General features: G+C 61.9%; 25 protein-coding genes. 9 read left to right on the top strand and 16 right to left on the bottom strand.

All coding sequences use genetic code 11. The features are described 5' to 3' along the window. Positions 1-49 precede the first annotated feature (49 nt). Both AC4PS7_RS04180 and pobA read right to left on the bottom strand, forming a co-directional pair. Positions 50-1,567, bottom strand: coding sequence for an MDR family MFS transporter (locus AC4PS7_RS04180; protein WP_044288111.1), 1,518 nt, complete (start codon positions 1,565-1,567; stop codon positions 50-52). 66 nt (positions 1,568-1,633) lie between these two features. Continuing rightward, positions 1,634-2,818 (bottom strand): 4-hydroxybenzoate 3-monooxygenase, encoded by a 1,185-nt coding sequence (gene pobA / locus AC4PS7_RS04175; protein WP_175439680.1) that lies wholly within the window; start codon positions 2,816-2,818, stop codon positions 1,634-1,636. Between the two features lie 189 nt (positions 2,819-3,007). Here pobA and AC4PS7_RS04170 point away from each other — a divergent pair, with 189 nt between their 5' ends. Beyond that, complete coding sequence (locus AC4PS7_RS04170; RefSeq protein WP_010212151.1) at positions 3,008-3,886, top strand: helix-turn-helix domain-containing protein; 879 nt, start codon at positions 3,008-3,010, stop codon at positions 3,884-3,886. 43 nt (positions 3,887-3,929) lie between these two features. On the opposite strand, the gene AC4PS7_RS04165 is transcribed toward AC4PS7_RS04170, so the two are convergent. Further along, entirely contained in the window at positions 3,930-4,106 is a 177-nt protein-coding gene (locus AC4PS7_RS04165; RefSeq protein WP_021491014.1) for a hypothetical protein, read from the bottom strand. A 98-nt stretch (positions 4,107-4,204) separates the two neighbouring features. Then, positions 4,205-5,110 carry a LysR family transcriptional regulator gene (locus AC4PS7_RS04160; RefSeq protein WP_305375546.1) on the bottom strand — a complete coding sequence of 302 codons (906 nt, stop codon included), beginning with the start codon at positions 5,108-5,110 and terminating at the stop codon, positions 4,205-4,207. Positions 5,111-5,214: 104 nt separating this feature from the next. On the opposite strand from AC4PS7_RS04160, the gene AC4PS7_RS04155 reads away from it, so the two are divergent. Both AC4PS7_RS04155 and AC4PS7_RS04150 read left to right on the top strand, forming a co-directional pair. Beyond that, positions 5,215-6,081 (top strand): MBL fold metallo-hydrolase, encoded by an 867-nt coding sequence (locus tag AC4PS7_RS04155; protein ID WP_305375545.1) that lies wholly within the window; start codon positions 5,215-5,217, stop codon positions 6,079-6,081. A gap of 34 nt (positions 6,082-6,115) precedes the next feature. Further along, the gene (locus AC4PS7_RS04150; protein WP_106118974.1) at positions 6,116-6,730 is read left to right on the top strand and encodes an NAD(P)-dependent oxidoreductase; all 615 of its coding nucleotides are present in this window, start codon (positions 6,116-6,118) and stop codon (positions 6,728-6,730) included. Between the two features lie 55 nt (positions 6,731-6,785). Here AC4PS7_RS04150 and AC4PS7_RS04145 read toward each other — a convergent pair whose 3' ends face one another. Next, a complete protein-coding gene (locus tag AC4PS7_RS04145; protein ID WP_042570720.1) occupies positions 6,786-7,664 on the bottom strand; it encodes a LysR substrate-binding domain-containing protein in 879 nt (292 codons plus the stop codon). Between the two features lie 111 nt (positions 7,665-7,775). Here AC4PS7_RS04145 and AC4PS7_RS04140 point away from each other — a divergent pair, with 111 nt between their 5' ends. From AC4PS7_RS04140 to AC4PS7_RS04125, 4 genes are all read left to right on the top strand, one after another. Further along, positions 7,776-9,401, top strand: coding sequence for a 5-guanidino-2-oxopentanoate decarboxylase (locus tag AC4PS7_RS04140; RefSeq protein WP_021491018.1), 1,626 nt, complete (start codon positions 7,776-7,778; stop codon positions 9,399-9,401). Then, positions 9,398-10,840 carry an aldehyde dehydrogenase family protein gene (locus AC4PS7_RS04135; protein WP_492179103.1) on the top strand — a complete coding sequence of 481 codons (1,443 nt, stop codon included), beginning with the start codon at positions 9,398-9,400 and terminating at the stop codon, positions 10,838-10,840. Before AC4PS7_RS04140 ends, AC4PS7_RS04135 begins: the two co-directional genes overlap by 4 nt. Before the next feature lie 213 nt (positions 10,841-11,053). After that, positions 11,054-12,241 (top strand): cyanate transporter, encoded by a 1,188-nt coding sequence (locus tag AC4PS7_RS04130; protein ID WP_042570718.1) that lies wholly within the window; start codon positions 11,054-11,056, stop codon positions 12,239-12,241. Between the two features lie 137 nt (positions 12,242-12,378). Then, entirely contained in the window at positions 12,379-13,314 is a 936-nt protein-coding gene (locus tag AC4PS7_RS04125) for a LysR family transcriptional regulator (RefSeq protein ID WP_021491021.1), read from the top strand. Positions 13,315-13,327: 13 nt separating this feature from the next. Here the strand turns inward: AC4PS7_RS04125 and AC4PS7_RS04120 are convergent, their stop codons facing one another. From AC4PS7_RS04120 to AC4PS7_RS04080, 9 genes are all read right to left on the bottom strand, one after another. Next, on the bottom strand, positions 13,328-13,690 hold the full coding sequence (locus AC4PS7_RS04120) for a 5-carboxymethyl-2-hydroxymuconate Delta-isomerase (protein WP_010212167.1): 363 nt from the start codon (positions 13,688-13,690) through the stop codon (positions 13,328-13,330). 48 nt (positions 13,691-13,738) lie between these two features. Continuing rightward, on the bottom strand, positions 13,739-14,662 hold the full coding sequence (locus tag AC4PS7_RS04115; RefSeq protein ID WP_010212169.1) for a LysR substrate-binding domain-containing protein: 924 nt from the start codon (positions 14,660-14,662) through the stop codon (positions 13,739-13,741). A gap of 57 nt (positions 14,663-14,719) precedes the next feature. Then, positions 14,720-16,036 carry an MFS transporter gene (locus AC4PS7_RS04110; RefSeq protein ID WP_010212170.1) on the bottom strand — a complete coding sequence of 439 codons (1,317 nt, stop codon included), beginning with the start codon at positions 16,034-16,036 and terminating at the stop codon, positions 14,720-14,722. Between the two features lie 55 nt (positions 16,037-16,091). Then, positions 16,092-17,414, bottom strand: a complete 1,323-nt coding sequence (locus AC4PS7_RS04105; RefSeq protein ID WP_021491022.1) for an MFS transporter — start codon at positions 17,412-17,414, stop codon at positions 16,092-16,094. A gap of 73 nt (positions 17,415-17,487) precedes the next feature. After that, complete coding sequence (locus tag AC4PS7_RS04100) at positions 17,488-18,366, bottom strand: SMP-30/gluconolactonase/LRE family protein (protein WP_042570717.1); 879 nt, start codon at positions 18,364-18,366, stop codon at positions 17,488-17,490. 65 nt (positions 18,367-18,431) lie between these two features. Beyond that, positions 18,432-19,364 carry a 3,5-dioxohexanoate:acetyl-CoA acetone transferase gene (gene kce, locus AC4PS7_RS04095; RefSeq protein WP_010212174.1) on the bottom strand — a complete coding sequence of 311 codons (933 nt, stop codon included), beginning with the start codon at positions 19,362-19,364 and terminating at the stop codon, positions 18,432-18,434. A gap of 67 nt (positions 19,365-19,431) precedes the next feature. Beyond that, positions 19,432-20,220: an SDR family oxidoreductase gene (locus tag AC4PS7_RS04090; RefSeq protein WP_010212176.1), complete on the bottom strand. Its 789-nt coding sequence runs from the start codon at positions 20,218-20,220 to the stop codon at positions 19,432-19,434. Beyond that, positions 20,217-20,939, bottom strand: a complete 723-nt coding sequence (locus AC4PS7_RS04085; RefSeq protein WP_010212177.1) for a GntR family transcriptional regulator — start codon at positions 20,937-20,939, stop codon at positions 20,217-20,219. Before AC4PS7_RS04085 ends, AC4PS7_RS04090 begins: the two co-directional genes overlap by 4 nt. A 209-nt stretch (positions 20,940-21,148) precedes the next feature. After that, positions 21,149-21,292 carry a hypothetical protein gene (locus AC4PS7_RS04080; RefSeq protein WP_010212178.1) on the bottom strand — a complete coding sequence of 48 codons (144 nt, stop codon included), beginning with the start codon at positions 21,290-21,292 and terminating at the stop codon, positions 21,149-21,151. A 196-nt stretch (positions 21,293-21,488) separates the two neighbouring features. Here AC4PS7_RS04080 and AC4PS7_RS04075 point away from each other — a divergent pair, with 196 nt between their 5' ends. Continuing rightward, the gene (locus AC4PS7_RS04075) at positions 21,489-22,793 is read left to right on the top strand and encodes an MFS transporter (RefSeq protein WP_021491026.1); all 1,305 of its coding nucleotides are present in this window, start codon (positions 21,489-21,491) and stop codon (positions 22,791-22,793) included. Then, positions 22,793-23,551, top strand: a complete 759-nt coding sequence (locus AC4PS7_RS04070) for a substrate-binding domain-containing protein (protein ID WP_492179100.1) — start codon at positions 22,793-22,795, stop codon at positions 23,549-23,551. Before AC4PS7_RS04075 ends, AC4PS7_RS04070 begins: the two co-directional genes overlap by 1 nt. On the opposite strand, the gene AC4PS7_RS04065 is transcribed toward AC4PS7_RS04070, so the two are convergent. Both AC4PS7_RS04065 and AC4PS7_RS04060 read right to left on the bottom strand, forming a co-directional pair. Beyond that, positions 23,543-24,445, bottom strand: coding sequence for a LysR family transcriptional regulator (locus tag AC4PS7_RS04065; protein WP_010212183.1), 903 nt, complete (start codon positions 24,443-24,445; stop codon positions 23,543-23,545). The genes AC4PS7_RS04070 and AC4PS7_RS04065 overlap by 9 nt on opposite strands. Positions 24,446-24,600: 155 nt before the next feature. Then, complete coding sequence (locus tag AC4PS7_RS04060) at positions 24,601-25,629, bottom strand: histone deacetylase family protein (RefSeq protein ID WP_492179099.1); 1,029 nt, start codon at positions 25,627-25,629, stop codon at positions 24,601-24,603. Positions 25,630-25,638 lie beyond the last annotated feature (9 nt).

Here is a 25,638-nt window from a genome sequence, read left to right as displayed (position 1 = left end):
CACCATCGCAGGCAAACCAGCGCCCGCCTTTGAATCTTCAGGGTGTCCGTTATTTTGCCTTGTCGTCACGGCCGCGCAGCACCCGATTCGGCATCGCAATCGCCGCCGCCAACCCCAACAGGGATACCGCCGCACTCACCATCAACAAATGCCGGAACGTCACCGCCAACTCCCCGCGCAAGGCATCCTGCGCCGGGCCAGGGGCGGCATTGAGGCCGTCGAGCAGCACGTTACCGGAACTGCCCTCGGCCACCCGCGCGCCGCTGGCCAGGTGAGCAAAACTGGAATCCTGCAACAGCGCCAGCAACAGTGCCGACATGCACGCCACCCCGACTGCCCCGCCCAGGGAACGGAACAAGTTGGTGGTGCTGGTGGCGACGCCGATGTCGCGCTGTTCCACCGAGTTTTGCGTGCCGACCAGCGAAGTCGGAAACTGCATGCCGGCCGCGATCCCACACAGCAGCATGAACACGGCCGTCAGCCCCACTGCCTGGGGCGCGCTCAGGGCCATGCCGAGGATCGCAAACGGGCTCAGCAATGCACCGCTGAGGATCATCGGTTTATAGCGCCCGGTCACCGAGGTCATGCGCCCGGCAAAATAGGCACCCATTGGCAGGCCCATGGCCAATGGCAGCAAGTGCAGGGCCGCGCTGTCCGCGCCGGAGCCGGTCACCGTCTGATAACGCAGCGGCATCAACACCGTCAGGGAAATCGCCTGGAAGCTGGTGAAAAAGATCGTACACCAGCACAACACCGCACTGCGGTTGGCGAACAAATGCATCGGCAACAACGGCTCCCGCGCCCGGCGCTCGTGCCAGACAAACACCGTCAACGCCACCAGAGCAATCATCAACAGCCCCAGCACTTCGTCGTCACGCCAATGATGACCCTGACCGATTTCGGTGATACCCAACAGCAAGGCGGTCAAGCCGATGATCATCAGAACAGTGCCGAGGTAATCGATGATCGGCTTGCGCTGCGGCACCGGCAGCCCCACCAGCGTGCGATGGGCCACGTACCAGGCGCCGGCGCCCAAGGGCAGGTTGATCAGGAACACCCAGCGCCACGACAGGTACTCGGTCATGTAGCCGCCGAGCACCGGCCCGGCTACGCTGGCGACCGCGTACATGCTGCTGAAATAGCCCTGGTAGCGGCCACGCTCACGGGGCGCGATGATGTCGCCGATGATCGCCTGGCTCACCGAGATCATGCCGCCGGCGCCGATGCCCTGGAGGATCCGCGCCAGCACCAGTTGCTCCATGCTTTGCGCCATGCCGCAGAACAGCGAGGCCAGGGTGAACAGGCCCATGCCGATCAGCATCATCGGCCGCCGCCCGTACAGGTCGCCGAGCTTGCCGTAGATCGGCACCGCCACGGTCATCGCCACCATGTAGCCCGAGATGACCCAGGCCAGCAGGTTGACGTCGTGGAACTGCGCGGAAATAGCAGGCATGGACACGGCGACAATGGTCTGGTCCAAAGCCCCCAGGAAGATCGCCATCATCAGTGAGGCGAGGATGCTGCGCACAGCGGGCAGTGGCGGAGCAGGCTGATTGAGGTGCGTCACGGCAAGACCTTCGAGCAGGGCCCGCGGGAAAAGGCGGCCCACGGGAATGCTCGATACGATAGCAGGCTATTCGATAGCTTCGTAAGGAAGTCCGACGTAATTTTCTGCGATGGTTTTGCGACCTGCCTCGGAGTGGATGAAGTACTCAAGCTCACTCTCGGCGATGCGCTGGGTGAAACCGTCGGCCTCGGGAAACTGATGCAACATCGAGGTCATCCACCAGGAAAACCGTTCGGCCTTCCACACCCGCCGCAGGCAGATGGCGGAATAACGCTCCAGCAGATCCACGCGCCCTTCGCCGTAGACCTTGAGCAGAATCCGGTACAGCGTACTCACATCACTGGCCGCCAGGTTCAAACCCTTGGCCCCGGTGGGCGGCACGATATGCGCCGCGTCGCCGAGCAGGAACAGGCGTCCGTACTGCATCGGCTCCACAACAAAACTGCGCAACGGCGCGATGCTTTTTTCGATCGACGGGCCCGTCACCAACTGTTCGGCGAGATGGCTGGGCAGGCGGGTTTTCAGTTCGTCCCAGAAGCGTGCGTCGGACCATTCGTCAATCGGTTCCTCCACCGGCACTTGCAGGTAATAGCGACTGCGCGTCGGCGAACGCATGCTGCACAGCGCAAAACCGCGCGAGTGCTTGGCGTACACCAATTCAGCGTGTACCGGTGGGGTGTCGGCGAGGATGCCCAGCCAACCGAAGGGATAGACCCGTTCGAAGACCTTGAGCGATTCAGCCGGGATCGACTGGCGCGCAACGCCGTGGTAACCGTCGCAACCGGCGATGTAGTCACACTCCAGGCGAAAGGCTTCGCCCTGATGTTCGAAGGTCAGCCAGGGTCGATCACTTTTGAGGCCGTGGGGCTGCACGTTGCGCGCTTCATACAGGGTGGTGGCGCCTGCGGCGGTACGGGCGGCCATCAGGTCGCGGGTGACTTCGGTCTGGCCGTAGATCATCACCGACTGGCCGCCGGTCAAGCCCTTGAGGTCGATGTGCGTCAGTTGGTCGTTCAGTGCCAACTCAAAACCGTCATGCACCAGGCCTTCGCTGTCCATGCGCCGGCTGACGCCCGCCTGCCGCAGCAGGTCGACCATGCCTTGTTCCAGCACCCCGGCACGGATGCGGCCTTGCACGTAATCGGCGCTCTGGCGCTCTAGGATAAGGGTTTCGATCCCCGCTTCATGGAGCAGTTGACCGAGCAGCAATCCGGAAGGACCGGCGCCGATAATGGCGACTTGGGTTTTCAGCGTTTTCATTATTTTTATGGCCCGCAATTTCCACCCGAACGGATCGGGTGAAAGAGTTGTCATTGGTCTTGTTGCTGACATTTTTCACTTGAGTGAGCGGCATAAGAAGGTGAAAACTGAGCCAAAGCCTGCGCTTTTTGCCAATCGGGGCGATTACCGCACCACTCTGCCGAGTATCGGGTTGAAACCATGACCAAAACCGCAATTCCGGTCTTCAAGCTTTACGGGGAACACCAGCAATGGCCCACCCCCGATTTGTTGCACTGCGAAACCATTTCCCGGCGCAGTCGGGAATACCAGTGGGAAATCCAACCCCACCGGCACGCGGATCTTTGCCAATTGCTGTACGTGCACAAAGGCCAGGCACAGTTGGAAATCGAAGGTCAGCGCACCACGCTGAATGAGGCGACCTTGCAGGTATTGCCGCCACTGTGTGTACACGGCTTCCGCTTTCCCGAAGACGTCGAAGGCTACGTAGTGACACTGTCGGCGCCGTTGGTCAGCCACCTGCAAGCACAGCTGGGCACAACGGTGGATGGTTTGCAGACACTCGGCAGCTACCCGGCAGGCAAAGACAGTGATTACCTCAATAGCCTGTTCGCCCGCTTGCAGGACGAATACGCCGATGAACAACCGGCACGGGACATGATGATGCACGCGTTGGTCAGCGTGTTGCTGGTGTGGATCAGCCGCCAGGCCATCCAGCGTCGTCACCCGCGGGCGCCGAGGGGGCGTGAATACTTCCGGCGTTTTACCCAGTTGGTCGAGCAGCATTACCGCGAACACCCGAAGATCGAAGACCTGGCCCACAAACTGGGGATCTCGGTCTCACACTTGAACGGGACGTGCCGAGAGTTGGGTGGGCAACCTGCGCTGCAGATCATGCATGACCGCCAATTGCTGGAAGCCAAGCGCCTGCTGACTTACACCAGCATGACCATCAATGAAATGTCAGAGGTGCTGGGCTTTTCCGATCCGACCAACTTCTCTCGGCTGTTTCGCCGACGGGTCGGGTTCTCGCCCAAGGCGTTTCGCGAACAGCTGAAGGCCGAAGCGCCACACAGCTAAGGTTGGAAACCGATATCTGTGGAAACTCTACATAGCCTCACTGCTAGCGCAAGGCACTGAAACTGCCGGTACGCGGAACGCATTGATCCTGATGGCAGCTGATCGCAAAGGTCGGCTGCATACGGGTCTGCTCCACGCGGTAGGCGGCGGCTCCGTAGAGTGCGCTGGCAAGGGCGCACAGGCTGAAAATCATCAGGTACTTCCTGGTTTTAATGCTCATGGCACAGACCTCTGCGGATCTACAGGGTGCTGTCTAAAGCATAGGTCAACCCCGCCGAGTTGCCATTATCGGGCGACATTCAACAGGGTTATGTCGAGCTAAAGGCCGACATCCCACGCCGGTTCCTCCGGGAACCGCAGCACCAGGAAATCCAACAGGCTGCGCAACGCCGAGGGCATGTGCTTGCGCGAGGCGTACACCGCGTAGATGTTCATCTGCCGCGGCTCGGCCTCGGGCAACAAGCGCACCAGTTCGCCACGACGGATGTAATCGCCCGCCTGGTAAGTGGGCAACATCGATACCCCAGCCCCGGCCAACGTCACACGCAACAGCGTGCTGGCCTCGTTGGAGGTGATATTGCCGTTGATCGGCACCGAGACATGCTCGCCCCGCTCTTCGAAATGCCACAGGCTTTTGCCGAAATAGGAATGGGTGAGGCAATTGTGCGCGGCCAGGTCTTCGACTTTCTGCGGGGCCGGATGCGAAAGCAGGTAGGCCGGCGAAGCACACACCACTGAGCGGCACGCCGTCAGGCGCCGGGCAATCAAGTTGGGATCCAGGTCATTGCTGGTACGGATGGCCAGGTCGATGCGCTCATCCACCAGGTTCACCGTACGATCGAGCATCTGCAGGTCGACTGTCACCAGCGGGTAGCGCTTGACGTACTCGGCAATGGCCTCAGCCAATTGCGCCTGGCCGAAAGACGTACTCACACTCAGACGCAGCAGGCCACGGGGGGCGTCGTCGGGCTCGCTGACGGCGGCCTGCATATCGCCGCACAGTTCCAGCAATTGCCGACAGCGTGGCAGGGTTTCACTGCCGGCCGCCGTGAGGCTCAGCTTGCGCGTGGTGCGGTGCAGCAAACGTGCACCGACCCAGTCTTCCAACTCGGCCAGGTAACGCGACACTACCGGCCGCGACAGGTCCAGATGATCGGCTGCAGCGGACTGGCTGCCCAGGTCCACCACAGTGACAAACACACGCATTGCTTGAAGACGATCCATGATCTGCCCGATTTCAGAAACAAACTATGTCCCAGCATCGCATTTTTAGTCTGGTTTTGTGCAACTAAGCTCTGTGCATCCTTTAACGATGCTGGAGCTGCCCGATGTTCTCAACCTTCAAGCGCTTGACCCTGGCCACCGCCGCCCTGGCCTTCGCCGCCCATGCGGCAGCGGCCGAGCTGAGCCTGGACGTGTACAACCCAGGCGAAGCCGCGATCTTCCCGGTCAGCTCGGTGCTGGTCAGCGGTGCCAAAGACGCGATCCTGGTGGACGCCCAATTCGGCAAAGGTCAGGCCGAGCAATTGGTGCAGAAGATCCGCGCCAGCGGCAAACACCTGACCACTATCTACATCAGCCATGGCGACCCGGACTACTACTTCGGCCTCGACACACTCACCGCTGCCTTCCCTGACGCCAAGGTGCTGGCCCCGCAACCGGTGGTCGACCACATCAAAGCCACCGTGGCCGGCAAGCTTGAGTTCTGGGGCCCGAAAATGGGCGCCGACAAGCCCGCCAAAACCATCGTGCCGCAGGCACTCGAAGGCTCCAGCCTGAGCCTGGAAGGCCAACAGCTTGAGGTGATCGGCCTGGATGGCCCGCAGCCAGACCGCAGCTTTGTCTGGATCCCGTCGATCAAGGCCGTGGTCGGTGGTGTGGTTGTCGCCGAAAACATTCACCTGTGGATGGCCGACACCCAGAGCGCGCAGTCCCACAAAGATTGGCTCGCCACCCTGCAACGCATCGAACAGCTGAAGCCGCGCACGGTGGTGCCAGGCCATTACCTGGGCACGCCGACACTCGCTTCCGTGGCCTTTACCGCCGACTACATCAAAGCCTTCGACACCGAGACCGCCAAGGCCAAGGATTCTGCCGCCCTGATCGCGGCCATGAAAAAGCGTTACCCCACCCTCGCCGACGAAAGCTCGCTGGAACTGAGCGCCAAAGTCGCCAAGGGCGAAATGAAGTGGTGAAGGGTGTTTAAACCCTAACGTACTGGAGAACGTCATGAGCAAGATTGCAATCATTGGTGCCACCGGCCGTGCCGGTAGCCAACTGCTGGAAGAAGCCCTGCGCCGCGGGCATAGCGTTGTGGCGATCGCACGTCACACCGACACGCTGGCGGAGCGCCCTGGCGTGATCGCCAAGCAAGTGGATGCGCTGGATGCACACGCCCTGCAGCAGGCCGTGAGCGGCAGCGATGTGGTGATCAGTGCAGCGCACTTCGCCACCCTGCCCGCCAGCGCCGTGATCGGGCCGGTGAAGAAAGCCGGGGTGAAACGCCTGCTGGTGGTGGGCGGTGCCGGTTCACTGTTGCTGCCGGGTGGCGGTCGGGTGATCGACAGCGAAGGTTTCCCGGCTGAGTACAAAGCCGAAGCCAGTGCGGGGGCTGCGTTTCTCGATGCGCTGCGTCAGGAGAAGGAACTGGATTGGACCTTCCTGTCGCCGTCGGCGGAGTTCGTTGAGACCGAACGCACCGGCACCTTCCGCCTGGGCCGGGATGAACTGTTGGTGAGCAGTGAAGGCCGCAGCTGGATCAGCTTTGCCGACTATGCCATCGCCTTGATCGACGAAGTGGAATCGCCAAAGCACTCCCGCCAGCGTTTCACCGTGGGCTACTGACCCAACGCGGTTTAAAACGGTGGGAGCTGGTTTGCCGGCTCCCACCGTTTGATCTTCAGTGTTGCGAGAGTTGCGCTTGGCTGACCAACCAATCCATCAGGGCTTCAAGCCCGGCGGAAGGCTTCGTCCCCGGCGGATACACCAGGTAATACCCCATCCCCGTCGGCACCCGCAGTTCAAACGGCATCACCAACCGCCCCGCCTTCACATCCTCGCCAATCAACGCACTGTCGCCAATCGCCACACCGGAACCCTGGGACGCCACCGTCATCGCCAGGTCCAGCGTTTCAAAATGATGCCCCTGGCTCAGATTGCCCAGCCGTGTATTCGCCGCCTTCAGCCACAACGCCCAGTCGCGTTCATCCCGCGTGGGGTGCAGCAAGACCTGTTGCTGCAAATCTGCCGGTGTGCACACGCCATTGAGCAGTGCCGGTGCGCACACCGGTGTGAGTTGTTCATCGAACAGATGCCGCGCCTCGGCCGATTGCTCGGCGATGGGCGCATAGATCACCGCCGCATCGAATTGTTCGCGGCGAAAGTCCACCGTGTAGGCCACGGTCGTGGTGAGTTCCACCGGCACGTCCGGGCGTTCCTTCTGCCAATGCATAAGGCGTGGCAGTAGCCAGCGCATCACACACGTGGAAGCCTTGAGTTGCAGGGTCTGGCGGCGACTACCGATCTGCTCCACCGCCTCGCCGAGCAGGTCAAACACCTGCTGTGCGCGCAGTGACCACTCGCGCCCCTCTTCGGTCAGCCTCAAGCCCCGCGCCTGGCGTTGGAACAGTGCGTAGCCCAGATGGCCTTCCAGCCCCGCGATCTGCCGGCTCACCGCGCCTTGGGTGATGTGCAACTGCTCGGCGGCGCGGGTGAAGTTGCAGCACTGGGCCGTGACCCAGAAGGTGTGCAGCGCGGGCAGTGGCGGGAGGCGTTTCATAGGAACGGAGCCATGACGTGAGGACATGGCTAGTATGACTTTTTATCGATTGTTGCCGCTACGGCCCAGCCGGTCCAATAACGCCTTACCTCAACAATAAGAGCGACATGTATGGCGACCTGCGGCGAAGTATTGGTCAAGCTCCTGGAAGGCTACGGCGTGGACCAGGTGTTTGGCATCCCCGGCGTGCACACCGTGGAGCTGTACCGCGGCCTGGCCCGCTCCAGCATCCGTCACGTCACCCCGCGCCACGAACAGGGCGCCGGCTTCATGGCCGACGGTTATGCACGCACCCGCGGCAAACCCGGCGTGTGCTTCATCATCACCGGCCCCGGCATGACCAATATCACCACCGCCATGGGCCAGGCCTACGCCGACTCGATCCCAATGCTGGTGATTTCCAGCGTGCAGTCGCGCAGCCAATTGGGTGGCGGACGCGGCAAGTTGCATGAGTTGCCGAACCAGAGCGCGATGATGGCCGGCGTGGCGGCGTTCTCCCATACCCTGATGTCAGCGGCGCAATTGCCGGGCGTGTTGGCGCGGGCGTTTGCGTTGTTCCAGGCCGGACGGCCGCGCCCGGTGCACATCGAAATCCCGCTGGATGTGCTGGTAGAAAATGCCGACGCACTGCTGGGCAGTGAACCGGTCAGCGTGGCCCGAGCCGGTGCGGCGCCTTCAGCGGTCAAGCACATGAGCCAGCTGCTCGCGGCGGCCAAGAAGCCCTTGATCCTGGCCGGTGGTGGCGCCATCGACGCCGCCCCGGAACTGACCCGACTGGCCGAGGTACTCGGCGCGCCGGTGGCCCTGACCATCAACGCCAAAGGCCTGCTGCCCTCCAGCCATCCGCTGCTGATCGGCTCGACCCAGACCCTAGTGGCCACCCGCGCGTTGGTGGCCGAAGCGGACGTGGTATTGGCCATCGGTACCGAGCTGGCGGAAACCGACTACGACGTGACCTTCGCCGGTGGTTTCGAGATCCCCGGCGCCCTGTTGCGCGTCGACATCGACCCCGACCAGACCGTGCGCAACTACCCGCCGCAAGTAGCACTGGTGGCCGATGCGCAAATCGCCGCGCAAGCGCTGTTGACCGAGTTGGGCAGCGAACCCTTGCCTGCGCGTAACAGCGCGTGGGGCGCTCAACGTGTCGCCCACTTGTGGGCTGAACTGACACCCACCTGGGACACCGCCACCCGCGCGCAAACCCTGTTCCTCAACACCGTCCTGGAAACGCTGCCCAATGCCGTACTGGTCGGCGACTCCACCCAGCCGGTGTACAGCGGCAACCTGACCCTGAACCTCGATCACCCGCGCCGGTGGTTCAACGCGTCCACCGGCTACGGCACCTTGGGCTACGCCCTGCCCGCCGCCATCGGCGCCTGGCTGGGGCGTGGCGATGGGCAGCCAGTGGTGTGCCTGATCGGCGACGGCGGCCTGCAATTCACCCTGCCGGAACTGGCCAGTGCCGTGGAGGCGCGCACGCCGGTGATCGTGTTGCTGTGGAATAACCACGGCTATGAAGAGATCAAGAAATACATGGTCAACCGCGCCATCGAGCCGGTCGGCGTGGACATCTACACGCCGGACTTTATCGGTGCGGCCAAGGCACTGGGTTGCGCCGCCGAAAGCATTCAAGGTGTTGAGTCGCTACGCGTGGCATTACGCGCCGCAGCTGATCGCCAAGGGCCGACGTTGATTGAAATCAACCAGGGGCTGTGGATGAAGGCGGTGACGGTATGAACGCGGTATTGAACGGTGTGTATATCAATGGGGCATGGCGTGCCGGGCATGCCTCGCTTGAGGTGATCAACCCCGCGACTGAGGCCGTCCTGGCCCATGTCAGTATTGGCGACGCGAACGCGGTGTCTGAGGCGGTCGAGGCCGCCAGCGCCGCCTTCAGCGCCTGGTCGAAAAGCACCGGCCGCGATCGCGCCGCGCTGTTACGCACGATCGCCCAAGGCGTGGGCGAGCAGCGCGAACACCTGATGCACCTGCAGTCGAGCAATAACGGCAAACCGCTGTTTGAAGCCGCGATTGATGTGGACGATGTGATCGCCACCTTCGACTACTACGCCAGCGTGGCCGAGGCGATGGATGCCAGCCAGGATCGCCCGGTGGAGCTGCCCAGCACTGACTTCAGCGCCCGCCTGCGCCGTGAGCCATGCGGCGTGGTGGGGCTGATCGTGCCGTGGAATTTCCCGATGGTGACCACTGCCTGGAAACTCGCCCCGGCGCTGGCGGCCGGCTGCTGCGTGGTGCTCAAGCCTTCGGAAGTCACGCCGTTGGCGGAGTTGCAACTGGCGCGGATCATTGCCGAGGCCGGCTTGCCGACCGGGGTATTCAACCTGGTGTGCGGCACGGGCCTGGACGTCGGCGCGCCGCTGGCGGCGGATCGCCGCGTGGCGAAGATTTCCTTCACGGGCAGCAACGCCGTCGGCGTGCAGGTGATGCAGCGCGCCGCCGAAACCATCAAGGGTGTGAGCCTGGAACTGGGCGGCAAATCCTCCCTGCTGGTGTTGGCCGATGCCGACCTCGACCTGGCGGTGGAGCTGGCCTGCGGCGGTGGCTTCTTCAACGCAGGGCAGATGTGTTCGGCCACCAGTCGTGTGTTGGTAGCCGACAGCCTGGCGGATGAGTTCCTTCGACGTCTGCAGGCGCGGGCCGAAGGCATTCGCGTGGCTGACCCCTTTGCCGATGACGTGGAAATGGGCGCGCTGATCAACCGCGTGCACTATCAACGTGTGCGGGGGCATATCCAGCGCGGCGTTGAAGATGGCGCACGCCTGCTGTGCGGCGGCGACCGCCCGGTGGATCTGCCGAAAGGTTTTTTCATTCGCCCGACCGTGTTCACCGACGTACCGCTGGACAGCGCGTTGTGGAACGAAGAGATCTTTGGCCCGGTGCTCTGCGTACGACGTTTTACCTGCGAAGCCGAGGCCATCGCCTTGGCCAACGACAGCGATTTCGGCCTGGTGGCGAGTGTGGTCAGCGCCAGCATGGAAACCGCCGAGCGTGTGGCGAATGCCTTGCAGGCCGGGCTGGTGTGGATCAATGCGCCGCAAGTCATCTTCCCGCACACCGCGTGGGGCGGCTACAAGCAGAGCAGCATTGGTCGCGAGTTGGGGCCCTGGGGCCTGGCAGCGTTTCAGGAGATCAAGCACGTGATCAGGTCCAACTAACACCGAAGATCCCCTCTGGGAGCGGGCTTGTTCGCGAAGCGGTGCGTCAGTCGATGAATGCATTGGCTGAATCACCGCTTTCGCGAGCAAGCCCGCTTTTTGATCAGCGGTGAATCCGTCACCTGCAATTTTTCAATAGCCTCTGCGACTTTCTCATTTGCCCCCTCCTCCCACCCATGGCCTGATTCCCCCTTGTTCTTTCAAGGCCGTCCCATGGAAACCGTTCAAACAAAACCCATTACCGCCGCCTGGCTGATGATCAGCGTCGTACTGGTCGCCCTTAACCTACGCCCGTCGATGGCCGCTGTCGGCCCCCTGTTGTCCTCGATTCGCGGCGACGTGCCATTAAGTTTCAGCAGCGCAGCCCTACTCACCATGTTGCCGGTGATGGCCATGGGCTTGGCAATGTTCTTTGGCATGGGCCTGGCCAAGCGCTTTGGCGAGCACCGCAGCATCGGGGTGTCGCTGGTGGTAATTGGCGTGGCGACGTTGTCGCGGCTGTTCCTGGATTCGGCGCTGGAGTTGATTGTCAGCGCCGTCGCCGCCGGCGTGGGGATCGCGATGATCCAGGCGCTGATGCCGGCGCTGATCAAGTCGCGGTTCAGTGACAACGTCTCGCTGTTCATGGGCCTTTACGTCACCGCAATCATGGGGGGCGCGGCGCTGGCGGCATCGTTTGCACCGTTCGTGCAGGTGCAGACCGGCAGCTGGCGCATCGGCCTGGCGATTTGGGCCGTGCTGGCACTGTTGGCCTTGGTGTTTTGGTACGCCCAGCGCTCAGCGTTGCCGCCACTGCCCCAAACCGGCGCCGGGCCTCAAGCATCATTTTTCGGTAACGGGCGCGCGTGGTTGCTGGCGGTGTTTTTCGGCCTCGGCACCGCGTCCTACACCTGCGTACTCGCCTGGCTGGCGCCCTACTACGTGGAGCAAGGGTGGAGCGAGCAGAACGCCGGCTTGCTGCTGGGTTTCCTGACGGCCATGGAAGTCGTGTCCGGTCTGGTCACCCCCGCCATCGCCAACCGTCGCCAGGATAAACGCGGCGTGGTGGCGGTGCTGCTGGTGCTGATCATCCTCGGTTTCTGCGGCCTGATTCTGAGCCCGCAACACCTGAGCCTGCTGTGGCCTTGCCTGCTCGGCCTGGGCATCGGCGGCTTGTTCCCGATGAGCCTGATCCTGTCCCTCGACCATCTGGACAACCCGCGCCGCGCCGGTGGCCTCACCGCGTTTGTGCAGGGCATCGGCTACCTGATTGCCGGGGTGTCGCCACTGATCGCCGGGATCATCCGTGACCAACTGGGCAGCTTCGAATGGGCCTGGTGGTCGCTGACGGCGGTGATCGTGCTGATGCTGTTGATCGTCACGCGTTTCAACCCAAGGCATTACGCGCGACATATCCGTTGAGGTCGTGTTGCAAACAATATTTGTCTCACCCCAAACATAGAAACGTCCTACAGAGCATTCTATTGGCACGCTCGTTCCGTTAAGCTTTTATGCTGTCTTGTACTGAGTTCGGTACAACGGGTTTACGGACGAAACCGATGCTAAACAGTAACTTGCTCAGAAAGCTCGATATGCAAGACTTGATGGTGTTTATCGCCGTCTATGACCAGAGCAGCGTTACCGAGGTGTCTGAAACGCTGTTTGTCAGCCAGTCCACCGTGAGCTACAGCCTGAAGAAGCTGCGCACCAGTTTTGAAGACGAGCTGTTTATCAACACGCGGGCCGGCATGCGGCCGACGTACAAGGCCACCACCATGTACGGCCATGTGCAGAAAATCCTCGAAAGCATCAACCTGTGCCACGCCGGTGGCCAGGCCTTCGATCCGACGCAGAAGGCCGTGACCTTTAACGTGTGCGCACCGGAATATTTCGAGCAATTGATCCTGCCGCGCCTGCTGAAGAACTTCGATCACGCCGACCTGCCGGTGATCGTCAATGTGCAGAAGCTGGAAACCGACATCCCCGCCGACGCCTTGCGTGAAGGTCGCCTCGACCTGGTGATCTGCTTCGGCCCCAACTTCCACCGTGCCCACAAAGACTTCCGCACCCAGATGCTGCTGGAAGACGACCTGGTGTGCGTATTCGACAAACGCTCGGCACCGCGGGAGCCGGCCTTCAGCCTGCATTCCTTCGTTGAACGACGCCACGTGTTTCCCACGCCGTGGACCTCCGATACCAACATGATCGACGGCTGGCTCGCGCGTCAGGCCCACAAGCGCCAAGTGATCGCCCGCGCCAACAGCTACAGCGCGGCGCTGAAAATGATCACGGGCACCGACTTCATCGTCACACTGCCCCGTCGCGTGCAAAAACTGTTGGCACCGGCCACAGTGTTCGGCCATTGCGAAGCGCCGAACGGCTTGCCGGGGTTCACGCTGGAAATGCAGTGGAACGAAACCAGTGAACAGGACAGTGCCAATACCTGGTTCAGGGAACAGGTGGTCAAAGTCTGCGCGGATCAGGGTTTACTTTGAAGCGTGCGGTGGGTCAGCCGATGGCGACTTTGCTGTAGGAATCGCGATCCATGTCTACCAACTGGACACTCAGTTGAACCTGCACACCTTCCGGCCAATCGCCCAGATCCTGCAATGCCGCCAGCAGGCTTTGCGACAGCTGCTGCTTGACCTGCGGCGACCGCCCGCTGAGCAGCGATAGCTTCACCGCGATAAAACCGCGTGGGTCGAGGGACGTGCCCACCTGGAACGTCTCGACCTTGACTGCACGGCTTTTGATATCGAACTCGGAACCGAACTGGCCGGACCCCATCAGCACATTGTTGAGCCGCAACAGGGTTTTCTCGACGGCAAGGCCGGTCAGGTTGGCGGTGTATTCCAGGTGCAGGTGTGGCATGGAGGGCTCCGAGTTTTTTGTAGGAAGATACCTAGATATACCACGGAGTCAGGCCTTGGTCGCCAAACCTCGATCACTCATGAACGCTTCCAGTCGCGAGCGTACCCAACGCTCGGCAGGGTCGGTGTCCACATGGCTGAGCCAGACCATGGACAAATCCAGGGTCGGCGTCTCGAACGGGAACGGCTCACAGAACAAGTGGCCCGACACGGCCATGGCCTCGGCGGTGTAGTCCGGCAAGCTGGCGATCAGGTCGGTGCCGGCGAGCAAAGCCGGCAATGCGCTGTATTGCGGCACCGACAACACCACCTGACGCTTGCGGCCGATTTCCGCCAGCCACTCATCGGCGAACCCCGCCACGTTGGCGGTGTGGGACACCAGCACATGGGGGCGTGAGCAATATTCATCGAGGGTCAGCGGTGTTTCCGAGGCATCGGCACGCAAGATGCGCGGGCGGATATGGCGCAGCAGCTTGCGCTTGGCGTTCGCCGGAAGGCCACGGGTCTGGGTGATGCCCACGGTGATATCACCGGAGGCCAGCAGGTCGGGAATGCGCCAGTAGTCCACATGTTGCACCACGAACACGACTTGCGGCGCTTCCTGGCGCAGCGAGCGCAGCAGCGGCGGTAACAGGCCGAACTCGACGTCATCGGACAGGCCGATGCGAAAGGTCATGGTGCTGATGGACGGGTCGAAGTCGTGGGTCAGGCTCAGGGCCGAGGACAACGAATCCAGCGCCGGCGACAGATGCTGGATGATTTCCTCGGCCCGCGCCGTGGGCTCCATGCGGTGGCCGACGCGAATGAACAGCGGGTCGTTGAACAACGTGCGCAAACGATTGAGGGCCGAACTGATGGTCGGCTGGCCGAGAAACAGCTTCTCCGCCACACGCGTCACGTTGCGCTCCAGCATCAGCGCTTCGAACACCACCATCAGGTTGATGTCGGCCTTGCGTAATTCATTGCGATTCATCGGCGCCTGCCCATTTCCCAAGACAAGCCGCAGTGTAGAAAGCCCCGTAGCCGGCGTCTACGTGTAGGACGCTTCGCTGGCCTGTGCGCCACGCTCAGGCTCATGTCCCATGCGCAAACGCAATGCCGCCAGCGCTGCGACCACCAACACCAGCGCAATCACTTTCAAGCCATTCATCGCATTGCCGGTGCTTTGCTCGATCACCCCCATCACCGAGGGCCCGACAAACCCACCGAGCAGTCCGCACGCGTTGACGAAACCCAGTCCGCCCGCCAGCGCAACGCCTTTGAGGCGTGAAGCCGGGTACAGAAAAATGATCGACTGCACCACGAAGAACATCACCGCCGACAGGCAAAACCCGAGCAGGCTGAACACCGGCCCCGACACCGACGCAATGCCCAGGCCCAACGCCATGGTCAATAACCCCGTGACCAACAACCGCCGGCAACGTCCGGGCGTGGTGGCAAAACGCGGAATCAGCAAGGCACCGAGTGCCGCCGCGATCCACGGCAACGAGGTCAGCAGGCCGACGCTCATGGTGCTCAGTTCGCCGTATTTGCTGATAATGCTCGGCAGGAAAAAGATCACGGTATAGATAGTGATCTGGTGACAGAAGTACACAAAGATCGCCAGCAGGATTTGCGGGGTCAGCCAGTTTTTCAACGAGTGACCGCCCTCGCCCGCGCCCTCCTCGGTTTCCTGGGCGATGCGCTGTTCGATCCCGCGTGCTTCCTCGGCCGACAGCCACGGCGCCTTGCTCGGGCGGTCCGGCAGTTTGCGCCAGACCACCCAGGCAAACGCCACCGCCGGCAAGCCTTCCAGCATGAACATCCACTGCCAGCCGTGCCAGCCAAGCATCCCGTCCATGCGCATCAAGGCCGCGCCCACCGGGCCGCCGATGATGTTGGCGAAGCACACGCCGAGCAGGAAATAACCGGTGGCGCGCGCCCGTTGTTCACGGTTGAACCAGTAGGTCAGGTAGAGCATGACACCCGGAAACAAGCCGGCCTCTGCAATGCCCAGCAACAGGCGCAGCACGTAGAACGAGGTCTCGCCTTGTACAAAGGCCATGGCCGCTGAAATCAGGCCCCAGGTCACCATGATCCGCGCGATCCAGAACCGTGCGCCCACCTTGTGCATGATCAGGTTGCTGGGGATTTCCGACAGCGCATAGGTCAGGAAAAACAGCCCCGCGCCCAAGCCATACGCTGCGGCGGAAATGCCCAGGTCGACGTCCAGGTGATGCTTGGCCAGGGCGATGTTGGTGCGGTCCAAAAAACTGAGGATGTAGGCAATGATCAGCAAGGGCATCAGCTTGACGAACATCAGTTTGTTCAACGCCTGCGGTGTACGGGCGGAGGGGGTGGTAGTCATCGGCAATTCCTCTTGGCGCCCCGCCAGCCGGGCTGGGGGACGCATCGATGTTGTTCTAGGAGTCGAGTTGCACAACCAAGGCCTGGGGGCGATGGGAAAACAGTTGCAGCAGCGCGCCGCCCAGGGCGCAGCCGGCCATCACAAAGAAACACACGGTGTAGCCGTGCAGCGTGGTCCAGCCGCCGCCCATGGCGATCAGGCTGCCCATCAGCACGGGCGCCAGGCCGCCCCCGATGAACATTGCGGTGGTGATGATGCCGTTGGCGGTCGACGTTGCCGACGGTTCGGCGGAGTCACAGGCCACTGCGTAGTAGATCGGCCACACCGCATTGGCCACCAGGCCGAACAGCAGTTGCACGACCACGATCAATGTCAGGGTGTTGGCGAAATAGAACGCGCCCACACTCGCCGCCATCCATAGCCCGCAGATGATCAGGGTGGTGCGTCGGCCGATGATGTCCGACAGCGACGGCCACACCAGTTGCCCGAGAATGCCGGTGAGGGTGAACACCACACTCATCCCCGCCGACTCGGCCAGGGACAGCCCGGCGATGTTGTACAGGTAGGCCGGCAGCACGATGTTGACGCCCATGTACACGACTTGGGTAAGCATCGTATTACCGGCCGTAAGGGCGATATTGCGGTTGCGCAAGGTGGCGACGAAGGTCCGCCAGGCTTCACCCTTTACCGAACTGGCCGGGGCGTTGTCCGGTGGGGTCATGCCTTTGGCGGCGATGTCGACGTACAACGCGGTGATGCGTTCAGCGGTGGAATAACGCGCCCAGAAGATCATCAGCGGCAACGCCACCACGAAGGCGAAGAAGAACACATAGCGCCAGTTCTCCTCACCGAACACGGTGATGACGAAACTCGCAACAATCCCGCTGAGCATCGCGCCGATCGGATAACCGGTGTGGTGCGCACCCAAGGCAAACCCGCGACGCTCCACCGGCCACCATTCGGCGGTATTGCTCACCCCTACCGGTTCGCCCCAGCCGGCGCCGAGGTTGACGCCGACGCGCAGGGCAATGAAGGTGGCGAGGTTGCCGCTCAAGGCCTTGAAGCCGGACAAAAACGAAATGGCGGTGTAGCCCAGCACCAACGGCACCTGAAAGCGCGCACGTTTCCAGCCGCCACCGTATCGGTCGCTCCACATCGAACCGGGGATATCCAGCAGCGCCAGGGCCAGCATGACCACCGTGGCCACGGTACCCCACTGATCGGCGGATAAATCGAAATGCTTGGAGATGGTCGGCCCCAGGCGCAACACGATCTCACGGTCGTAGGCGTTAAGGATCCAGATCATCCAGCAGACCAGCAGCGATACCCAGGAATGCCGGTGAATGCTGCGCAGCGACGCTTTTTTTATAGTTGCCATGGGCCTCTCCAGGCGCGCGAGGGCGCGCACTGACACAAGGTTGCGAAGGAATATGCCTTGTCACACACACGCGCTAGCTGGCGAACCGTCGCTCGGCTATTCCTTGCACGCCCAGCCCGGTAATGGCGAACAGCGCTCCGCGCTGCTGGCCGTCTGCCGGAAAACGCGGCAACGGCGGCTTGGCCATGGAGGTCACAAACAGGGTGTCCAGGTTCGGCCCGCCAAAAGTCAGGCTGGTGACCTTTTTCACCGGCATCTGGATGATGCGGTCGACAAAACCTTCTGGGGTATAGCGCACCAGCTTCCCGGCATAGACCAACGCCTGCCATAGGCAGCCTTCGGCATCCACGGTGCAACCATCGGCGGCGCCCCCGCCGCGGGTATCGACCTTGGCGAAGGTGCGGCGGTTGCTCACGTTGCCGGTGGCGAGGTCGTAGTCGTAGGCCCAGATCTCGCCGGACCAGGTGTCGCAGAAGTAGAAGGTGTCACCCGACGGGCTCCAGCACGGGCCGTTGGACACGATGATGCCTTCGTCCAGGGTGTGCAGGCTCAGGTCGGCGTCCAGGCGGTAAAGCTTGGCGCTGGCGTTGTCTTCCTGGGTGTCCATGGAGCCGAAGATAAAGCGGCCCTGGCGGTCGACCTTGCCGTCGTTGAGGCGGTTGTCTGGCAGATGCGGTTCCGGATCAGCGATCAGGTTGAGTTCACCGCTCTTGAGGTCGAGTGTGTGCACGCCGTTTTGCAGGGCGACAATGGCCGACTCACCGTCCTGGCGCAGGGCCATGGAGCCGATTTTCTGGCCCACCTCCCAGGCGCGCAGTTCGCGGCCGTCGTCGGTGCAGCGCAGGATGCGGCCGTCGGCGCTGTCGATCCAATACAAGCGTTGTTGCTCGACGTCCCACACCGGGCCTTCGCCCAGGGTGGTCTTGACGTCGACAAGCACTTCGATACGCATGGTGTGATCCCCTTATTGTTGTTGTGCGGGATGCAGGCCGCGCCTTGACGCGGCGGTTAGTCGGGTTAGAAATTGACCTGGTCGCGCCCTTTGAGCCCGAGGATTTCCCGCGCTTCATCCGGCGTGGCGACGCGGTGCCCCAGCGCTTCGATCACCGTACGAATGCGCCGGACCTGATCGGCATTCGACGCCGCCAGTTTGCCCGGGCCATCCCACAGCGAATCCTCAAGCCCCACTCGCGCGTTGCTGCCCATGGACAGGCCCATGGTCGCCAGCGGAATCTGCCCACGCCCGGCGCCGAGGATCGACCACACGTAGTCGCTGCCAAACAGACGGTCGGCGGTACGGCGCATGTGCGCCAAGTCTTCCGGGTGCCCGCCGATACCGCCGCGCAGGCCGAACACCGACTGGATGAACAGCGGTGGCTTGAGCAGGCCGCGCTCCAGAAAATGCGCGGCGGTGTAGAGGTGGCCGATGTCGTAGCACTCAATCTCAAAACGGGTGCGGTTTTCGGCGCAGGCATTGAGGATGTGGGTGATGTCGCGGAAGGTGTTGCGGAAGATTCGGTCGTCACTCTCTTCCAGGTACGGCCGCTCCCAATCGTGCTTGAAGTCGGTGAAGCGGTTGAGCATTTCGTACAGGCCGAAGTTCATCGAGCCCATGTTCAGCGAGGCCAATTCCGGCTTGAACTGCATCACCGGCTGCAGGCGCTCTTCCACCCCCATGGTCGGCGCACCGCCGGTGGTGATGTTGATTACCACGTCGCTGGCGGCCTTGATCTGCGGCAGGAATTCGGCGAACAGTGCCGGGTCCTGGCTGGGGCGACCGTCGTTGGGATCACGGGCATGCAGGTGCACAATCGCGGCGCCGGCTTCAGCGGCACCGATGGCGGCGTCGGCAATTTCCTGGGCGGTGATCGGCAGATGCGGCGACATCGACGGCGTATGAATCGCACCGGTAACGGCGCAAGTAATGATGACAGGACGATTTTTGGACATGACGAATCTCCGACTTTTATTCTTATGAAAAAAATCCTGGGTATTGCGCGATGTGGTCTTGCGTGGCTTACAGGTACTCGACGTTACCGTCGACGCTGATCGCCTGGCCGGTCACGTTGCGTGCGGCGGGCGAACAGAGGAACAAGGCCATGGCTGCCACGTCTTCGGCGGTGACCATGCGCTTGAGGGAAATCTTGTTGAGGTATTCCTGGCGCATCTCGGCTTCGGGCACGCCGACCTGTTCGGCACGCGCACGGATCACGCCGTCCATACGCGGGCCTTCGACGATGCCGGGCAGCAAGGCGTTGACGCGGATATCGCTCTCGCCCAGCTCCGAAGCCAGGGATTTCATCAAGCCGACGATCGCCCATTTGGTTGCCGCATAGGGCGTGCGCCACGCGTAACCCAAGCGCCCCGCCACCGAGGCGATATGCAGCAGATGGCCGTGGGACGATTCCTTGAGCATCGGCACTGCGTGGTGGGCAAACCGGTATTGCGCGGTGAGATTGATGTTGATAGTGGCTTGCCACTCGGCGTCGCTGATCGCATCGATCCCGCCGGTGGGCCCGGCGATCCCGGCGTTGTTGACCAACACATCGAGGCCACCGAAATGCTCGCGCTGCACCTTGAACACCGCCTCGATCTGCGCGGCGTCGCTGACATCGGCGCGGGTGGCGACGGTGCCTGGGTATTTGTCGCGAAACACCGCCAGGGCCGACTCGCTCACATCACACACATGCACCTGGGCACCGGCTTCCAGATACGCCGCCGCCAGCACTTCACCAATGCCGGCAGCCCCGCCGGAAATCAACACACGTAACCCAGGATAGGGCTGCAGCCGTTGTAGGACACTCATGCACGTTTACCTCCTGAAACAGACGACCGCGAACGGTCGTTCTTGACGAGCAGGCGCGCGAGGGAGTCGGCGGCCTGCATGATGTCATCGGTCACCGCTGCGCGCGCGCCCCCGCCATCGCGGGCAGCCAGGGCTTCGACGATGCGCGTGTGCGCCTCCATCGAGCGTTGCAGGTGAGCTTTATCCGGGGCGACCAGCGCAAAGCACGGGCCCATGTGCAGCCAGAAGTTTTCCACGGCGGCCATGGTCAACTCGGCCTGGGCCACCGCGTAGATGCGCCGGTGAAAGGCAAAGTTGGTCCACAGGTAGCGGGACACGTCGACTTCGTCGGCGGCGTGCTGCATTTGCTGGCACAGGTCAGTGATTTCATCGAGGTCGGCCTTTTGCAGGAGCAGCACGGCTTTTTCCGCCAGCAGCCCTTCGAGGGCGACCCGGGCATCGCGAATTTCCCGCAGGCGTTCGACCGTCATCAAGCGGACGCGCAGACGGGAGGTCTCGGTGACTTCAAAAGCGTTTTCGGCGCTGAGGCGCTGCAGGGCTTCACGCACCGGCATGGGACTGGAACCGAGGGCTTCGGCAAGGCCGCGGATGGTGAGCTTCTGGCCGGGTTGGAAACGGCCACTCATCAAGGCTTCGCGGATCTGGCGGTAGACCTGGTCTTGCAAGGTATCGCGGGACACCTGGCGCAGGGTGGGCAGGAGAAGCGGACCATCTGTCATGAGGCAAAACCTGTGTTGTCGTTCTTATGGCCTCAATATGTGATCACAAATCAAATATGTCAAATATTTTCCCACTCCGATAGCGCACATCACAACTGTGGGAGCGGGCTTGCTCGCGAAAGCGGTGGGCCCGCCAACACATTGGTTGACTGACGCACAGCGTTCGCCAGCAAGCCCGCTCCCACAGTTTGACCCTATCTAACCTGGGACTACGGCTTGAGTGGACGCTCCTGATCCCGCTCGGAAAGCTCTGTCCCATCATCGGGATGTTTCCAGGTCTGCGGTTTTTCTTCCTCCCGCTGCCGGGTCTGCTCACGCTCCCGCTCATCCCGTTGCTTCTGTTGGTCAGTCATCGCCACCTCCCGTCCGTAAGACTTGGTCAAACCTTCAGCATAGAACAGCGAATGCGTTGTTGATCTATTACCGATTGATAGCGAAGACACATCAATGCATCCAAATTTGTCACTTATCATTTCTAAATGTGTCAGCCACTATTCTCGGTCTTAGGCGAAACAAGCACTTTAAAAAGAACGCTGGAGACACAAAACCATGACTAGCCCTACCCGACCCGACTCTGCCCGCTCGAAAGTGGGTGCGGTATTCCGCGTTACTTCGGGCAACTTCCTCGAACAATTCGACTTCTTCCTGTTCGGTTTTTACGCCACCTACATCGCTGCCGCATTCTTCCCTGCCGCTAATGAGTTTGCGTCATTAATGATGACCTTCGCCGTGTTCGGTGCAGGCTTCCTGATGCGTCCGTTGGGCGCGATCATCCTAGGGGCCTACATCGATGACGTCGGTCGCCGCAAAGGGTTGATCGTGACGCTGTCGATCATGGCCAGCGGCACGCTGCTGATCGTGCTGGTCCCCAGCTATCACACCATCGGCCTGTGGGCGCCTTTGCTGGTGCTGCTCGGTCGCCTGTTGCAAGGCTTCTCGGCCGGCGCTGAACTGGGCGGTGTGTCGGTGTACCTGTCCGAAATGGCCACGCCCGGCCGCAAAGGCTTCTACACCAGCTGGCAATCGGGCAGCCAACAGATCTCCATCGTGGTCGCCGCCGCGCTGGGTTATGGCCTGAACGTGTGGATGGAACCCGCCGTGGTAGCGGATTGGGGCTGGCGCATTCCGTTCGCCATCGGCTGCGTGATCATTCCGTTCATCTTCATCCTGCGTCGCAGCCTGCAGGAAACCGAAGAGTTCGCCAACCGCAAGCATCGCCCGACCATGCGCGAAGTGCTGGCGACCCTGGTGAAGAACTGGACCGTGGTGATTGGCGGCATGCTGATGGTGGCCATGACCACTACCGCGTTCTACCTGATCACGGTGTATGCGCCGACCTTCGGCAAGACCGTGCTGCAATTGAGCACGTCCGACGCTCTGTTAGTGACCCTGCTGGTGGCAGTGTCGAACTTTATCTGGCTGCCGATCGGTGGCACCCTCAGCGACCGTTTCGGCCGCAAGCCGGTGCTGATCGCCATGACCGTGCTGACGGTTCTGACCGCTTATCCAGCGCTGTCCTACGTGGTAAATGCACCGAGCTTTGCCCATATGCTGGAAACCCTGCTGTGGTTCTCCTTCCTCTACGGCCTGTACAACGGCGCAATGATCCCGGCGCTTACCGAAATCATGCCGGTGGAAGTGCGCGTGGCGGGTTTCTCCCTGGCCTACAGCCTGGCCACCGCGATTTTCGGTGGTTTTACCCCGGCGATCTCTACCTGGTTCATCCACATCACCGAAGACAAAGCCTCGCCGGCCTACTGGATGATGTTCGCCGCAGCGTGTGCACTGTGCTCGACCCTGGCGTTGTATCGTCGCGCCAATGCTCGCGGACAAGTCATGCAGGGGGCGGCGTAATGAAGGCGTTATATAAAACCCTATCGGCGCTGGCCCTTGGCGTCCTGTCGCTGTCGGTCCAGGCCGAACAGCTCAAAGTGATGACCTCCGGTGGCTTCACCGCCGCGTATAAAGTGCTCGGCCCGCAGTACGCCAAGCAAAGCGGCGACAGCCTCGAAACCATTTTGGGTCCGTCCATGGGCAAGGCGCCGGAAGCAATTCCCAACCGCCTGGCCCGTGGCGAACACGCCGACGTGGTGATCATGGTCGGTTACGCCCTGGATGAGCTGATCAAACAAGGCAAGGTCGACCCGGCCTCCCGTGTGGAACTGGCGGACTCGCGTATCGGCCTGGTGGTGAAGGCCGGCGCGGTCAAACCTGCGATCGGTACTGACGCCGAGCTGAAAGCCGTGCTGAGCAAGGCCAAATCCGTGGCTTACTCGGACAGCGCCAGCGGTGTGTATGTCGAGAAGGAGCTGTTCAAGAAGCTCGGCATGCCGACCAAAGGCACCATGATCGAACGCCTGCCGGTGGCCGAGCAGGTGGCCAAGGGCGACTACGAGGTGGGCTTGCAGCAGGTCGCGGAACTGTTGCCGGTGCCGGGTGTGACCTACGTCGGCAAGATTCCGGAAGACGTGCAATCGGTGACGCGCTTCGCGGCGGGCATTCCGCTCAACGCCGAACACCCGGAGCAGGCCAAGGCGTTGTTGCAGTATCTGGCGTCGCCCCAGGCGCAACCGGTGGTACAAGCCACCGGCCTGGACTCGGTGTCACCCTGACCGAAACGGCATCTCCCGCACCAACCGCTCCAACTCCAGCGCCGCTGGCGGCAAGGTCCGCCCGCGGCGTTTGATCAACCCCACATTGCGCATCACCTGAGGCTCCACCAGCGGCACACTCACCAGAATCGGGTGCTCGACCGCCGGCATCGCAATCGACGGCACCATCGCCACCCCCAGCCCCGCCTCCACCAGCCCAATCATGGTGGTCACGTGGTGCGTCTCGCAGATACTCGGCTTTTTCACCCGTACGCCGCGCAAGGCCTGATCGAGCAGGAAGCGGTTGCCGGAGGTCTTGTCCACGGTGATGTAGTCGTGTTCATAGGCCTCGGACCAGGGCACGCTGTCGCGCTGTGCCAGTGGGTGATCGCGGCGACAGGCCAGCACGTAGCGCTCCTGCAGCAGCAGTTCGAACTCCACGTCATCGGCCAGGCTGCCGCTGAAACTCACACCGAAATCCGCCTCGCCACTTTCTACGGCATTGCACACTTCACCGGCACTGGCATCCAGCACCCGCAGGCGAATCTTTGGATACAGCTTGTGGAATTCGGAGATCACGTGGGGCATGAAGTAGTACGCCGTCGACGGCACGCAGGCGATGGTGACATTGCCCATGCGTGTGGACGCGACATTGCTGATGCCCATGAGCGCGAGATCGAGATCGTCGAGCATGCGCTCGACCTTAGGCAGGAACGCACGGCCGACCATGGTCAGGCTGACGCGCCGCGTGGTGCGTTCGAACAGCTTCACATCCAGGGCGGTCTCAAGCTTTTCGATACGCCGGCTGAGGGCCGGCTGCGAAATCCGGATGGCTTCGGCGGCACCGCGAAAACTGCCCTTGTCTACCACGGCGCGAAAGGCTTGGAGGTCGTTGAGGTCGAAGTTGATGATCACGTGAGGGCCAATGTGGTCGAGGTAGTGGGCATTATCGTACGGGAGCCGATGGGGCGCCATGCATGCCGGGATCAGCTTGTCGTAATAACCCTGCTACCCGCCTCCCCGTGAACCCTTACCGTAAATCACCCCGGCGTCGAGTCGGTGCAAACAGGTTAAAGCCGCTGCCAAACCTGCGGCCCATTAAAAAACGCCTGCGCATTGCTATCCAGCGTCTCCAGGTGATACCCACCCTCCTGCACGATCACACAGGGCAATCCCAACCCGCGAATGCACTCACCCAACCGCGCGAACCCCTCGCGCGTTACTGCGACTTTGCTCTGCGGGTCCAGCTCGTAGATATCGAAACCCAGTGACAGCACCAGCACCTCTGCCGAGAAGTTCTTCACCGCCGCCAAAGCCAGTTCCAGTTTTTCGAAGAACACGGCCTCACTGGCACCGTGGGGCATCGGCAGGTTGAGGTTGAAGCCTTGGCCTGCTGCGTTACCGCGCTCTTCGACGAAGCCGGCAACGCCAGGGTAGAAATTGGTGGGGTCACCGTGAATCGAGACGTAAAGCACGTCGTCACGGTCGTAGAAAATCTCTTGGATGCCTTGGCCGTGGTGCATGTCGGTGTCGAGCACGGCGACGCGCTGGAAACCTTGGCGCAATGCCTGCGCTGCTACCGCTGCGTTGTTGATGTAACAGAATCCCCCCGCTGCATCGTAACGAGCATGATGTCCCGGTGGACGACAGAGCGCGTAGGCCGCCGGGGCGCCCTCAAGAATGTCCTTGGCGGCAGCAACGGCGCTCTGGGCCGACCAGTAGGCCGAGCGCCACGTCAGCTCACTGATCGGGCAACTGCCATCCGCCAGGTAGCGCGCAGCCTGGGCAAGGATGCCGCGCAGGGCGTTGGGCTCGCGCACGAAGATATTGGACATGACTTCGTCGCCCCAGTCTTCGGGGATTTCCTGCCAACGTTGGTGGGCCTCCTGCAGAAATGCCAGGTAAGGCGCACCGTGTACCGCCAGCAGTGGATCGAGGCCGTAGTCCTGCGGCTGCTGGATGTCAAAACCCAAGGTGCGTGCCGCCAACAGCAGATGACGGGCACGCTCGGGGACCTCCTGCGGCGTACGCATCTGGCCACGGGAGTAGTAGCTGCGCGGATGATGCAGAAGTTGTTCGGGATGAAAAAACGTACGCATGAAAAATCT

It is taken from the genome of Pseudomonas sp. DW-iso3 (genome assembly GCF_058725305.1).
The sequence above is the reverse complement of the archived record's forward strand: the minus strand, read 5'-3'. Positions and strand labels throughout refer to the sequence as shown.

What these genes read in the sequence shown, in the direction of transcription:
- AC4PS7_RS04135 (WP_492179103.1), top strand. Translation starts at nt 9,398, where the DNA reads ATGAACGCGGTATTGAACGGTGTGTATATCAATGGGGCATGGCGTGCC.
- AC4PS7_RS04125 (WP_021491021.1), top strand. Translation starts at nt 12,379, where the DNA reads ATGCTAAACAGTAACTTGCTCAGAAAGCTCGATATGCAAGACTTGATG.
- AC4PS7_RS04145 (WP_042570720.1), bottom strand. Translation starts at nt 7,664, where the DNA reads ATGAAACGCCTCCCGCCACTGCCCGCGCTGCACACCTTCTGGGTCACG.
- AC4PS7_RS04115 (WP_010212169.1), bottom strand. Translation starts at nt 14,662, where the DNA reads ATGAATCGCAATGAATTACGCAAGGCCGACATCAACCTGATGGTGGTG.
- AC4PS7_RS04100 (WP_042570717.1), bottom strand. Translation starts at nt 18,366, where the DNA reads ATGCGTATCGAAGTGCTTGTCGACGTCAAGACCACCCTGGGCGAAGGC.
- AC4PS7_RS04130 (WP_042570718.1), top strand. Translation starts at nt 11,054, where the DNA reads ATGGAAACCGTTCAAACAAAACCCATTACCGCCGCCTGGCTGATGATC.
- AC4PS7_RS04105 (WP_021491022.1), bottom strand. Translation starts at nt 17,414, where the DNA reads ATGGCAACTATAAAAAAAGCGTCGCTGCGCAGCATTCACCGGCATTCC.
- AC4PS7_RS04110 (WP_010212170.1), bottom strand. Translation starts at nt 16,036, where the DNA reads ATGACTACCACCCCCTCCGCCCGTACACCGCAGGCGTTGAACAAACTG.
- AC4PS7_RS04080 (WP_010212178.1), bottom strand. Translation starts at nt 21,292, where the DNA reads ATGACTGACCAACAGAAGCAACGGGATGAGCGGGAGCGTGAGCAGACC.
- AC4PS7_RS04060 (WP_492179099.1), bottom strand. Translation starts at nt 25,629, where the DNA reads ATGCGTACGTTTTTTCATCCCGAACAACTTCTGCATCATCCGCGCAGC.
- AC4PS7_RS04140 (WP_021491018.1), top strand. Translation starts at nt 7,776, where the DNA reads ATGGCGACCTGCGGCGAAGTATTGGTCAAGCTCCTGGAAGGCTACGGC.
- AC4PS7_RS04160 (WP_305375546.1), bottom strand. Translation starts at nt 5,110, where the DNA reads ATGGATCGTCTTCAAGCAATGCGTGTGTTTGTCACTGTGGTGGACCTG.
- AC4PS7_RS04165 (WP_021491014.1), bottom strand. Translation starts at nt 4,106, where the DNA reads ATGAGCATTAAAACCAGGAAGTACCTGATGATTTTCAGCCTGTGCGCC.
- AC4PS7_RS04150 (WP_106118974.1), top strand. Translation starts at nt 6,116, where the DNA reads ATGAGCAAGATTGCAATCATTGGTGCCACCGGCCGTGCCGGTAGCCAA.
- AC4PS7_RS04075 (WP_021491026.1), top strand. Translation starts at nt 21,489, where the DNA reads ATGACTAGCCCTACCCGACCCGACTCTGCCCGCTCGAAAGTGGGTGCG.
- AC4PS7_RS04120 (WP_010212167.1), bottom strand. Translation starts at nt 13,690, where the DNA reads ATGCCACACCTGCACCTGGAATACACCGCCAACCTGACCGGCCTTGCC.
- AC4PS7_RS04090 (WP_010212176.1), bottom strand. Translation starts at nt 20,220, where the DNA reads ATGAGTGTCCTACAACGGCTGCAGCCCTATCCTGGGTTACGTGTGTTG.
- AC4PS7_RS04085 (WP_010212177.1), bottom strand. Translation starts at nt 20,939, where the DNA reads ATGACAGATGGTCCGCTTCTCCTGCCCACCCTGCGCCAGGTGTCCCGC.
- AC4PS7_RS04070 (WP_492179100.1), top strand. Translation starts at nt 22,793, where the DNA reads ATGAAGGCGTTATATAAAACCCTATCGGCGCTGGCCCTTGGCGTCCTG.
- AC4PS7_RS04170 (WP_010212151.1), top strand. Translation starts at nt 3,008, where the DNA reads ATGACCAAAACCGCAATTCCGGTCTTCAAGCTTTACGGGGAACACCAG.
- AC4PS7_RS04155 (WP_305375545.1), top strand. Translation starts at nt 5,215, where the DNA reads ATGTTCTCAACCTTCAAGCGCTTGACCCTGGCCACCGCCGCCCTGGCC.
- kce (WP_010212174.1), bottom strand. Translation starts at nt 19,364, where the DNA reads ATGTCCAAAAATCGTCCTGTCATCATTACTTGCGCCGTTACCGGTGCG.